Source organism: Pirellulales bacterium (genome assembly GCA_036267355.1).
In the GTDB taxonomy this organism is placed as follows: domain Bacteria; phylum Planctomycetota; class Planctomycetia; order Pirellulales; family DATAWG01; genus DATAWG01.
In genome coordinates, this window is sequence record DATAWG010000052.1 from 1 (window position 1) to 10,862 (window position 10,862).

The window sequence follows — 10,862 nt, forward strand, 5'->3', positions numbered from 1 at the left end:
CATCCATCCTCGCTCACGCTTCGGGCTTGTGTCGGGGCAATACTAGCCCGACGCGTTAGCGAGGACGAACCGCCGCAAGACCCTGCATTGGTTCATTTGCCAAAATCCCACATCAACGCCCACTCCACCGCACGTAGAGCATCGTAAAGGGGGGAATCGACGTCTGTCAGCATCCATCCTCCCTCACGCTTCGGGCTTGTGTCCTTCCTCGCTCACGCTTCGGGCTTGTGTCGTTCCTCGCTCACGCTTCGGGCTTGTATGCTGTTCGGCGACCTTTGAGACAGGCCCCTACTATCTCGTTCGCTCACGCCACGCACTTATTTTGCCGCGATGTCGAAGCACCACAGCATATCGAGATCGCGGATGTAAAGCCGGCCATTCGCGACGACCGGATACGCCCAAGCCTTGCCAGGGCCGCCTTCGGGCCTGTCGGGGGGCGTGAATCGGCCGCGTTCCTTGTAACCGTCGGGCGAGGCATCGACCAAGGCCACGTCGCCATTCTCGCCGTGCAGATAGAGCCGATGGTCGGCAGATAGGATCGACGCCGCCCCGATGCCGCGTTCCGACCAAACGATTTTTCCCGTCTTGAACTCGACGCACTCCAGCGCCTGGCTATTGGTGCCATAGAGATAATCGCCGACTTTCACCACGCCGCCGATGGCGGTGGGCAGCTTGGGCGAAAAATATTCCTGCGCGGCCTTGAGAGCTCCGGCGTCGGACTCGATCTTCACCAGCCCGCCGCCCCCCTTGCCCGTCGCGCTGTAGACGAAATTGCTCTCGGCCAGCGGAGTGGGAATATTGGCTGGGCTGCCCTTGGCGGTGTTGTCGTATCGCCACAGGAATTTGCCCGTTTTCGCATCGACGCCGACGACGCCTTTTCCAAGGAATTGAACATATTGCTTCACACCGCCGGCATCGCTGGCGACGATCGAAGAATAAGCCGCCTGATCGCCGCCGGGAATCGGGCATTTCCAGATCACGTCGCCGGTGTCTTTGTTGAGCGCGACGATCGTCGCTTCCGACCCGCCCGGAGTGCAAACGACTTTGTCGCCATCCACCAGCGGCGACTCGGCATAGGCCCAACGGCCCGGCTCGCCGCCGAAATCGGTGCGGAGATCTTTCTTCCATCGCACCTTGCCCGATGCCGCTTCGAGACAAACCAAATTGCCGTCGGAGCCGAGCGCAAAGAGCAATTCGCCATCGACCGTGGGCGTCGAACGGGCGCCGGGATATGAGGGCCGTTGTTTCGGATTGCCGACCTTGCCGATCGTCACCGACCAAATCGGGCTGCCGTCTTTGATGGCGCGTGCGGCGACGAATTCGTCGTCCAACCCCTTGTTACCGAGGAAATAGAGCCGATCACCAACGACCGATGGCGTCGAGAAGCCCGAGCCGGCGTCCTTGATCTGCCAGAGCAATTTGGGCCCATCCTTCGGCCATTCCTGCAACAGCCCGGTTTCCTGCGAAATGCCATCTCGCTGCGGCCCGCGCCATTGCGGCCAATCGGCGGCGACGGCGACCGTCGCCGCCAATGCCGCGCTGAGGGCGACCGAAACTGCGATCAACACAGCAATCGATGCGGCGGTACGGCGGAAGATCTTCATGGTCGGTCCTTTGAAAAAGGCGTGTGCCCGACAACGATTCGGTGTTGCCGGAGTAGACTGGTTAAGTTTAACGGTTATGCCGGTGGCCGGACCAGCCGTCGCATTTGAATTCGGCAGTCGGTGGTGGCTTGTAGGAGGGGCTAGCTCCCGACTTCGCCGATGATTTTTCACATAATCAGTTGTCAAAAATGTGAAAACGCATAAAATCAAGTAGGTGGAAGTGTTTGGCGCCGCTGAACGACGGTAAGCAGATGGCTACTAGCGAAACAATGCACCGCGTTACCGAACAATCCGATGCTGGGCTGATGGATTTGCTCCGCGAGGCAGGATCGCTGGGCGTCACTGATTTGGCCACGGCGATGCAAGTCACCGCGACGGCGATCCGCCAGCGATTGAGCCGGCTGATGGCTGAGGGGTTGATCGAACGGGAATTGAACAAGGCGGCCCGCGGTCGGCCGAGCCATCGCTATCGGCTGACGGAGAAAGCGATTCGCCAGTCGGGATCAAATTTTGCCGATCTGGCGATCGCGTTGTGGCAAGAAGTTCGCCAGATCAAGGATCCGGAAATTCGCACCGGGCTATTGCGGCGGATCGCGCGGGCCATGGCCGGCGCCTATGGCGGACAGGTTTCTGGCGAAACCACGAGCGAGCGAATGGAATCAGTGCGGCAGTTGTTGGCCGAGCGGAAGGTGCCATTTGCGGTGGATTCATCGGGACCGTTGCCGGTGCTGACGGCATTGGCTTGCCCGTATCCGGCGCTGGCGGAGCAGGATCGCGGGATTTGCGCGGTCGAAAAGATGTTGTTTAGCGAGCTGTTGAATGCCCCGGTGCAATTAACGGAGTGCCGGCTGGACGGCGCATCGACGTGTTGCCGGTTTCAAACGAATTGAGCGTCGGATATATTGATGGGCTTGTTTTCACGCGTCGGGGTCTGGCTCATTTTTCGGCCCGTTGGGGCAAGCGAAACAGTCGATCGTTCCGCCGAAAAATGTGCCTGACCCCCTTGAAGACCCTTGAACCGCCGAACGACACTCCAAATTCGTCAGGCTGGAAAGCCTGACCTACGAGCAAATCGATGAATCAAGTTAATACGCATCAATCAGCTACGGATCACGGGCATTCGCCGGCCGAGGGCCAGACGCCCGCGGAGCCGCGGTTCAACGTTTCCGGCATGACCGAGCCGACTCCGCTCCGCCCCTGGATCGAAGGCCGGTTCGAGGAAAACGTCGTCACCACGACGATCGAACAAGCGATCAACTGGGCTCGTCAATCGAGCATTTGGCCGATGACATTCGGCTTGGCTTGCTGTGCGATCGAAATGATGGCGGCCGGAGCGAGCCGCTACGATTTGGATCGCTTCGGAGCGGGGGCGTTTCGAGCGACGCCACGGCAGGCCGATTTGATGATTGTGGCGGGAACGGTGACCTACAAAATGGCCAGCCGCGTGCGCCGGCTCTATAACCTGATGCCCGATCCGAAATTCGTGATCGCCATGGGCGCCTGCACGACCGGCGGCGGGCCCTATTTCAAATGGGGCTATCATGTCGTAAAAGGCGTCGATCTGGTGGTGCCGGTGGATGTGTATGTGCCGGGCTGCCCGCCGCGGCCGGAATCGCTGCTGGAGGGCTTGATGCGGATTCAGGACAAGATTTTGGGGCACAAAATGTGCCGCCGCCAAGGCAGCCACGAAAAGCTCGACGATGAGTTGCCCGTGCCGCACCATTCCGGTTATGTTCGTGCCCCCGAGGAAATCGAGCCGCTTTACGACCACCAAAAAATCACGGGTTGAAGTTCGGGGTCTGGCTCATTTTTCGGCCCGCTCGGCTTAAGATTGGCCGGCTGGCGCAACGCCGAAAAACGTGCCTGACCCCCTGGCGCAACGAAAAATCGCAACTGGATAGACGATGATTTCCAAAATGACCGAATCCCTGAAGATCACCAACCTGCATGTTTCCACGGCCGACAAGCCGATCCTGCGCGGCGTCAATCTTGAAGTGCATCGCGGCGAGGTGCATGCCTTGATGGGCCCAAACGGCTCGGGCAAGACCACGCTCGGCCTGGCCATCATGGGCCACCCGAATTACGAAGTCACCGAAGGCAGCATCGAGCTGATCCAAGCCGATGGTTCGGTGCTCGATCTGTTAGCCCTCGAGCCGAACCAACGGGCCCGGGCCGGCATCTTCATGGCGTTTCAGCGGCCGATCGCCGTGCCGGGCGTGAAGATGGCCGACTTCTTGCGGCACGCGGCCACGAACGTCCGCCGTCCCGAGCGGAAAGAAGGTGAAGAACTGATTCCGATGCGCGAGTTCCGCAAGGAGTTGCGAGCCAAGATGGAGCAATTGCGGATCGACCCTGAATTCGCCCGGCGATACGTCAACGACGGCTTTTCCGGCGGCGAGATGAAGCGGGCCGAGATTTTGCAATTGGCCATGCTCCAGCCGAAATTCGCTGTTCTCGACGAAACCGACAGCGGCCTCGATGCCGACGCCGTTCGCCTCGCCAGCCAAAGCATTGCCGAAATCGGTGGTGCCCGGATGGGCATCTTGATCATCACGCACCACGAGCAGCTTTTGGAGCACAACGCACCGGACAAGACGCATGTCATGCTCGGTGGACGGATTGTCGAAACCGGCGGCCCAGAACTTGCCGCCGAATTGCACAAACAGGGCTACGAGCGGATCCGTCTGGCGTATCCCGACGCGGCCGACGACGAACGGGCGATGGCGATCAGCCAGACCGAAGCCGGGCAGATTTAGAAAGACTGGAGAGCGATACCATGGCAACTGAAGTCACCACACACGATTCGATTCCGGCAGGGAGCGCAGCAGGCCCAGCGCCGCACGATCAAATCGGCGAAATCAACAAATACGATTTCCACACCGACAGCAAGCCCGTGTTCCGCGCCCGCCGCGGGCTCGATGCTGACATCGTCCAGCAGATTTCGGATATCAAATCCGAGCCCGAATGGATGCGCCAATTTCGGCTCAAGAGCCTGGAGATTTTCAATTCCAAGCCGATGCCGCGCTGGGGCGGCGATATCGCGATCAATTTTCAAGACATCTACTACTATCTCAAGCCGGCGGAACACCAAGGCCGCACCTGGGACGATGTGCCCGCGGAAATCAAGAAAACATTCGATCGGCTTGGAATTCCCGAAGCCGAGAAAAAGTATCTCGCCGGGGTGAAAGCCCAGTTCGAAAGCGAAGTGGTGTACGGCTCGCTCCAGGAAGACCTCGCCAAGAAGGGCGTCATCTTCACCGACACCGATTCCGCCGTGCGCGATTATCCCGATCTGGTGCGGCAATATTTTGCCACGATCATTCCCCCGACGGACAATAAATTCGCCGCGCTGAATTCGGCGGTGTGGTCGGGCGGCTCGTTCATCTATGTGCCCAAGGGAGTGAAAATCGATTTCCCGCTGCAAGCCTATTTCCGCATCAATGCCGAGAGCATGGGCCAGTTCGAGCGCACGCTGATTCTGGTCGACGAAGGGGCCCAGGTGCACTACGTCGAAGGCTGCACCGCCCCGATGTATACCACCGAAAGCCTGCACTCGGCCGTGGTCGAAATCGTCGTCAAAAAACATGCCCGTTGCCGCTATACGACGATCCAGAATTGGGCCAACAACATTTACAACCTCGTCACCAAGCGGGCCATGGCCTACGAAGGGGCGACGATGGAATGGATCGACGGCAATCTCGGCAGCCGTCTGACGATGAAATACCCCTCGGTCTACATGATGGAGCCGGGCGCTCGCGGCGAAATCTTGTCGATCGCCTTCGCCTCGGCCGGCCAGCACCAGGATGCCGGGGCGAAGCTCGTGCACTGTGCGCCGAACACGTCGGGCCGGATCGTGTCGAAATCGATTTCGAAAAACGGCGGCCGAGCCAGCTACCGCGGCTTGGTGAAAATCGAGCGCGGAGCAAAGCACTCGAAATCGAACGTCGTTTGCGACGCCCTGATTCTCGATCCCAAGAGCCGCAGCGACACCTATCCGTATATCGAAATCGACGAGCAAGATGTCACCGTCGGCCATGAAGCGAGCGTCTCGCGGATCGGCGAGGAACAATTGTTCTATCTCACCAGCCGTGGCCTGAGCGAAGCCGAGGCCAGCACGATGATCGTCAGCGGGTTCATCGAGCCGTTGGTGAAAGAGCTGCCGATGGAATATGCCGTGGAAATGAACCGACTCGTGGAACTGCAAATGGAAGGGTCGGTGGGGTAGAATGAGGCTGGAATAATGCCGCGGATCCCTGGGCGGGCGCAATGGCGGAACGATTCGCGTATCGCGGAACGACCCGAGGCTGGCCGGGAAGCGAGCCTCTGCAAATCGCGCATAACACTCCCACGACTAGCGACCCATTAGTCGCGACGTTATTTGCCCTAGAATGTTGCCGGCACGGTGAAGCGGGGATTTATATCGCACCGTTGCTTCGGTTGCGGATTTGATTGTCGAGCCAAACTGCCTCGCCCAGTTGGAAAAGGAGATCGGTCTAAGTATCTTGCCAGCCGAATTTCAATCGATCTACCGCAGGCATTGGATATCGGCGCAGTCGGCTCGGGCGATATGGGAAGAAATGGGGCTTGAGGTTCCAGTTGCAATTTCGAATTATGATCGGCTGATTCTTGAGCTTGGACGCTTGCAACGGTTGACCGAGGCGCAAGTAATCGAGTTCAACTCGCGCGCTTTAAGGTGACGATCATGGATCGGAACATCGAGTTTTACGTGCATGGACTCGTGGAAGGCGAATCCGGAAAGCTTAGGTTTGTCGGCCGTTGCTGCGCAGACACGATCCAAGTCGGAGATTTTTTCGAATCGGTCTTCGCTTATGAATTTGCGACTGATTCCGCCGGGAGTGAGGTGACGGCGCACGTTCATCCGGAGCCGCTTCACCTGCGCATCGCACGAATCCACGCGTACGGTCAGTTCTTGGATCTGTTGGGAACAGGCATGACTGGGACTCTCGATCTGGAGGGCTCCGGGCAAGAACTGGTCCGGCCGGGTCTCGTGCTGGGTGGCGAATCCGTCGCCGCAAATGGGCAAACCGCGCCGGCCGACGTAAAATCCAGCACGGCGTCGTGATAATCCCTGACCGTCAATAGGTTCAATAGATGCCAGCAACCGCCGCAATTTCCGGATTTTCCTCCGCCGCGTTCGAAGCATTTCTCCAATCGCGCGGCGAGCCCGAATGGCTTGTCGACATGCGGCGGGCGGCTTGGAAGGAATTCGAGTCGCTGCCGACGCCCAGTCGCGGCGACGAAGAATGGATGCGCACCGAGTTGCGCATGTTTCATCTCGACCGCTTTCAGATTCCCATGGCAATCCGCGGCGACGAATCGGCCGCGGTTCCTGCAGCGGTCCCCGACGCGCTGCTGACGCACGGCGTCGAGCCGGCCGGGGCGACCGTGGTTCGCGACGGCCGGCCGATCGCGGCCAGTCTCGATCCGCAATTGGCGAAGCGCGGCGTGTTGTTCGGCAGCCTCGATGCGCTCGTGGCCGAGCATGGCGATCTCATTCGCCGGCATTTGTTTCGAGCGATGAACCCGAGCTACGATAAATTCGCGGCCCTGCATGCCGCCTGCTGGACCGGCGGCACGTTGCTTTACGTGCCGCGCGGCGTCGTGGTCGATCGACCGTTTCACACGCTTTCGGGCCTGAGCGCGCGCGGCGTCGATCTGGGCCACATCCTCGTGATTCTCGAACCGGGGGCCGAGGCGACGCTGCTCTCCGAAACGGCCGGCGGCAGCAACACCGAAGCCGCCATGCACTGCGGCGGCATCGAATTGCTCGTTGGCGAGAATGCGACGCTGCGTTACGTGAATCTGCAAAATTGGGGACACGGCGTCTGGCATTTCGCTCATCAAAAGGGCCTCGTCAATCGCGATGGCCGATTGCAATGGACGATCGGAGCCCTTGGCTCGCGGCTGGCGAAGGTGAATCAACATGTGGCGCTGGTCGGCCCGGGGGCGCAAACGCAGGTGAACGGCGTCATGTTCACCGAAGGCAAGCAACACCTGACCTACAACACGCTCCAGCACCATGCAGCGCCGCATTGCAAAAGCGATTTGCTCTACAAGGGCGGCTTGCAGGATCAGTCGCGGCTCGTGTGGCGCGGCATGATCAAGGTCGATCCGATCGCCCAGCAAACCGATGGCTATCAGCGAAACGACAATCTGATGCTCTCCGAGGAATCGCGGGCCGATTCGATCCCCGGCCTCGAAATTCAAGCCGACGATGTGCGCTGCACGCACGGCTCGACGACCGGCCGGGTAGACGACGAGCAGATTTTCTACTGCCAAGCCCGCGGCCTGACGCGCAAAGAAGCGATCCGCACCGTGGTGGCCGGCTTTTTTCAGCAGGTGTTCGATCGGATCACGATCGAAAGCGTTCGCGAAGCGCTCGGACAGGCCATCGACCGCCGAGTGCGAGAGTACGAGTGATTGCCAGCCACCGATCTAGGGCGATCGACAGGCGCGGTATCGGTGACGTCGAATCGAGGTCGGGGCGAAGCGATGGTTGTGTGCCACTGGCAAGCGAAGTCTGCCAGTGTTGCCACGCGAGCTGACGTTCACGCCCTTCGAAATCAGGGGACAAGGCTGGCTTAGACGATTCCGCTGCTAATAAATCGATGTCAGACGGCGCTCGCACTGGCAGACCTGCGCTTGCCAGTGGCGATCCGAGTGTGGCATCAAATCGAGTTGGTTGGGGGTTGCATGTCTGAATTCATCCGCGTTGCCTCGGTGAACGATGTTCCAGACCCAGGTCGGGCATTGGTCGAGGTTGGCGACCGGCTGGTGGCGCTGTTTCAGGTCGGCGGAAAGTTCTATGCACTCGACGATGTTTGCACCCACGACGGCGGCCCGCTGGCCGAAGGGGAACTCGACGGCCTGACCATCGCCTGCCCGCGGCACGGCGCCAAATTCGACATCCGCGACGGCCGCGCCCTGACGATGCCGGCCACGCGGCCGACCGTGGCCCACGAAGTGAAAGTCGAAGGCAACGACGTTTTCGTGCGGCTTAGCGAGTAAAATGAATTCGAGCCGCACTCCGCGGCCTCCCTCGCTAACGCTTCGGGCTAGTATGTCGGATAGCCATGCAATAGCCCGAAGCGCGAGCAAGGACGGAGCCCGCCGGCTTATGTGACTTTACAAGGAGAGACCGATGCCCATCAGTGAAGACAGCGTTCGCGAAGCGCTGAAGCAGGTGATCGATCCGGAGTTGTTCGTCAACATCATCGATCTGGGGCTCGTCTACGGCGTTGCCGTCGAACCGGTTGGGGAAAAGGAAAACGTCAAGATCGAGATGACGATGACGAGTCCTGCCTGCCCGGCCGGCCCACAGTTGATCGGCCAGTCGAAGCAAGTGCTGAGTTCGCTTCCCAACGTCGGCGAAGTCGAGGTGAAACTGGTCATGATTCCGCCGTGGACGCCCGACCGCATGACGGAAGATGCCCGCGATCAGTTGGGGATTTTTTGACATTCGCTGACGCGGTTCCGTTCAACTCACCGCCTGCTCCGGTTCGAGCTTGCGGCCCTTGATTGCTGCCGATGCCGCGTGTCCTGCTCTACGAATTCCTGACCGGCGGCGGATTGATCGGCCAGCCGGACTCGCCGAATGATGTGTCGCTTCGCCGCGAGGGAGCGGCAATGCTCGCGGCGCTCGCCACCGATTTCGCCGCATTGGACGGTATAAAAACGACCGTCATTCTCGATCGACGGCAGGATGCGAATTTGCTCCCGCCCTCGAAGTGCGAAATCGTAAGCGCCCTCGAACCGGGCGACGACTGCCGAGCGTTGGAACACCATTGTCGTCATGCCGATTGGACGATCGTCATCGCCCCGGAATTTGACGGTCTGCTCGAATCGCGATTGCGATTGGTTGCAAACACCGGGGGTCGATTGCTCGGGCCGTCACCGCAGTTGGCAGCCCTGGCCTCCGACAAACAGCGAACGGCAGAACACCTCGCCGCATCGGGAGTGCCCGTGCCGTTCGGCAGATCGGTCGATGCAAACGATTTGCTCGACACGGCAGAGGAAATCGGTTTTCCAGCCGTGATCAAGCCGCTGGATGGAGCTGGATCGCTGAATGTGCGGCTGGTGCGCGATCGCGCTACGGCGGCCCGATTGCAAGCCGCGTATCGCGATCGCGGAATTTTTGGTGCTCGTGTTCGCGTCGAGCGATATTATCCGGGCACTGCCGCCAGCGTTGCGGTGTTGTGCGGGCCGGCCGGCTTATTTCCGCTCCCGCCGTGCAGCCAGCGGCTGATCGATGATGGCCAGTTTCGCTATCTGGGCGGATGTTGCCCGCTCGATGCCGCGCTGGCGCATCGGGCGGAGGCGTTGGCCTTTCGAGCGGTCGAGTCTCTGGCGGATCCGCTCGGATACCTCGGCGTTGATTTGGTGCTCGGGCGCGGTCGCGACGACGTGGTGATCGAAATCAATCCGCGTTTGACGACTTCCTACGTCGGCCTGCGCGCGGTCGCGGCGAGCAATTTAGCCGAAGCGATGCTCACGATCGCCGACGGCCAATCACCAACACTTTCATTTCGCAACCGGTGCGTCGAATACGATAGCGATGGAACCGTTCGCTTCGCGGCCGCGATCGAATGAGTTGAAAATCAATCGGCAAGCCCAGGCTTTGTCTCAAAATTCGCCGATGAACATACTAGCCCGAAGCGCTAGCGAGGGAACCCCGCAACGGCGGCATCGTCTCGCTACCTGGCTGCAACGCACATTGCATTAGCGACGGGCGAACCCGATATGGAGCGCGTCCTCGCTAACGCTTCGGGCTTGTGTGCTGAACCGTATGCACACTGGCTTAGCTAGTGTTTGCAGCCGGAGATGGCGTCAACTCGCGGAGCGTCCTCGCTAACGCTTCGGGTTTGTGTGCTGGAGGGCAGAAAAGAGGGCGGAAAAGGTGTCAGAGGGCGGGAGGGCGGAAAAGGTGTCAGGAGGGCGGGAGGGCGGAAAAGGTGTCAGGAGGGCGGAAAAGGTGTCAGGAACCGTTTTCTTGACGCCGGCGGGCTAATTTGTTAGGTTCCTCGGCATGGGAAGGCCGCGGCGAGCCGACGATCGAGGTTTTGTCTACCATGTGCTCAACCGCGCGAATGCGCGATCGCCGATTTTCGAGACGCCCAGCGACTATCAGGCCTTTGAAAAGGTGCTCGCGCAAGCCGTCGAGCGCGCCGGCACGCGGCTGCTCGCCTACTGCTTGATGCCCAACCATTGGCACTTGCTGGTCTGGCCGCGGAAGGATGG

General features: G+C 60.1%; 11 protein-coding genes. 10 read left to right on the forward strand and 1 reads right to left on the reverse strand.

All coding sequences use genetic code 11. The features are described 5' to 3' along the window. Window positions 1-317: 317 nt before the first annotated feature. Window positions 318-1,604 carry a PQQ-binding-like beta-propeller repeat protein gene (locus tag VHX65_08440; GenBank protein ID HEX3998561.1) on the reverse strand — a complete coding sequence of 429 codons (1,287 nt, stop codon included), beginning with the start codon at window positions 1,602-1,604 and terminating at the stop codon, window positions 318-320. 251 nt (window positions 1,605-1,855) lie between these two features. Between VHX65_08440 and VHX65_08445 the strand changes: the two genes are divergently transcribed. The 10 genes from VHX65_08445 to VHX65_08490 all read left to right on the forward strand — a co-directional run. After that, window positions 1,856-2,494, forward strand: coding sequence for an ArsR family transcriptional regulator (locus VHX65_08445; protein HEX3998562.1), 639 nt, complete (start codon window positions 1,856-1,858; stop codon window positions 2,492-2,494). A gap of 185 nt (window positions 2,495-2,679) precedes the next feature. Continuing rightward, on the forward strand, window positions 2,680-3,393 hold the full coding sequence (locus VHX65_08450; GenBank protein HEX3998563.1) for an NADH-quinone oxidoreductase subunit B family protein: 714 nt from the start codon (window positions 2,680-2,682) through the stop codon (window positions 3,391-3,393). A gap of 127 nt (window positions 3,394-3,520) precedes the next feature. Further along, a complete protein-coding gene (gene sufC, locus VHX65_08455; protein HEX3998564.1) occupies window positions 3,521-4,360 on the forward strand; it encodes a Fe-S cluster assembly ATPase SufC in 840 nt (279 codons plus the stop codon). 20 nt (window positions 4,361-4,380) lie between these two features. After that, on the forward strand, window positions 4,381-5,829 hold the full coding sequence (gene sufB, locus VHX65_08460) for a Fe-S cluster assembly protein SufB (protein HEX3998565.1): 1,449 nt from the start codon (window positions 4,381-4,383) through the stop codon (window positions 5,827-5,829). A 477-nt stretch (window positions 5,830-6,306) separates the two neighbouring features. Continuing rightward, window positions 6,307-6,687: a hypothetical protein gene (locus VHX65_08465; protein HEX3998566.1), complete on the forward strand. Its 381-nt coding sequence runs from the start codon at window positions 6,307-6,309 to the stop codon at window positions 6,685-6,687. A gap of 29 nt (window positions 6,688-6,716) precedes the next feature. Continuing rightward, on the forward strand, window positions 6,717-8,045 hold the full coding sequence (gene sufD / locus VHX65_08470; protein HEX3998567.1) for a Fe-S cluster assembly protein SufD: 1,329 nt from the start codon (window positions 6,717-6,719) through the stop codon (window positions 8,043-8,045). 273 nt (window positions 8,046-8,318) lie between these two features. Then, a complete protein-coding gene (locus tag VHX65_08475; GenBank protein HEX3998568.1) occupies window positions 8,319-8,633 on the forward strand; it encodes a non-heme iron oxygenase ferredoxin subunit in 315 nt (104 codons plus the stop codon). A gap of 133 nt (window positions 8,634-8,766) precedes the next feature. Beyond that, entirely contained in the window at window positions 8,767-9,081 is a 315-nt protein-coding gene (locus tag VHX65_08480; GenBank protein HEX3998569.1) for a metal-sulfur cluster assembly factor, read from the forward strand. Between the two features lie 71 nt (window positions 9,082-9,152). Continuing rightward, window positions 9,153-10,214: an ATP-grasp domain-containing protein gene (locus VHX65_08485; protein ID HEX3998570.1), complete on the forward strand. Its 1,062-nt coding sequence runs from the start codon at window positions 9,153-9,155 to the stop codon at window positions 10,212-10,214. 436 nt (window positions 10,215-10,650) lie between these two features. Continuing rightward, a partial coding sequence (locus VHX65_08490; protein ID HEX3998571.1) for a transposase occupies window positions 10,651-10,862 on the forward strand: 212 nt, incomplete at its 3' end.

Excerpts from the sequence above, each read along its gene's own strand:
- VHX65_08440 (HEX3998561.1), bottom strand. The coding sequence starts at position 1,604 with ATGAAGATCTTCCGCCGTACCGCCGCATCGATTGCTGTGTTGATCGCA.
- VHX65_08445 (HEX3998562.1), top strand. The coding sequence starts at position 1,856 with ATGGCTACTAGCGAAACAATGCACCGCGTTACCGAACAATCCGATGCT.
- VHX65_08450 (HEX3998563.1), top strand. The coding sequence starts at position 2,680 with ATGAATCAAGTTAATACGCATCAATCAGCTACGGATCACGGGCATTCG.
- sufC (HEX3998564.1), top strand. The coding sequence starts at position 3,521 with ATGACCGAATCCCTGAAGATCACCAACCTGCATGTTTCCACGGCCGAC.
- sufB (HEX3998565.1), top strand. The coding sequence starts at position 4,381 with ATGGCAACTGAAGTCACCACACACGATTCGATTCCGGCAGGGAGCGCA.
- VHX65_08465 (HEX3998566.1), top strand. The coding sequence starts at position 6,307 with ATGGATCGGAACATCGAGTTTTACGTGCATGGACTCGTGGAAGGCGAA.
- sufD (HEX3998567.1), top strand. The coding sequence starts at position 6,717 with ATGCCAGCAACCGCCGCAATTTCCGGATTTTCCTCCGCCGCGTTCGAA.
- VHX65_08475 (HEX3998568.1), top strand. The coding sequence starts at position 8,319 with ATGTCTGAATTCATCCGCGTTGCCTCGGTGAACGATGTTCCAGACCCA.
- VHX65_08480 (HEX3998569.1), top strand. The coding sequence starts at position 8,767 with ATGCCCATCAGTGAAGACAGCGTTCGCGAAGCGCTGAAGCAGGTGATC.
- VHX65_08485 (HEX3998570.1), top strand. The coding sequence starts at position 9,153 with ATGCCGCGTGTCCTGCTCTACGAATTCCTGACCGGCGGCGGATTGATC.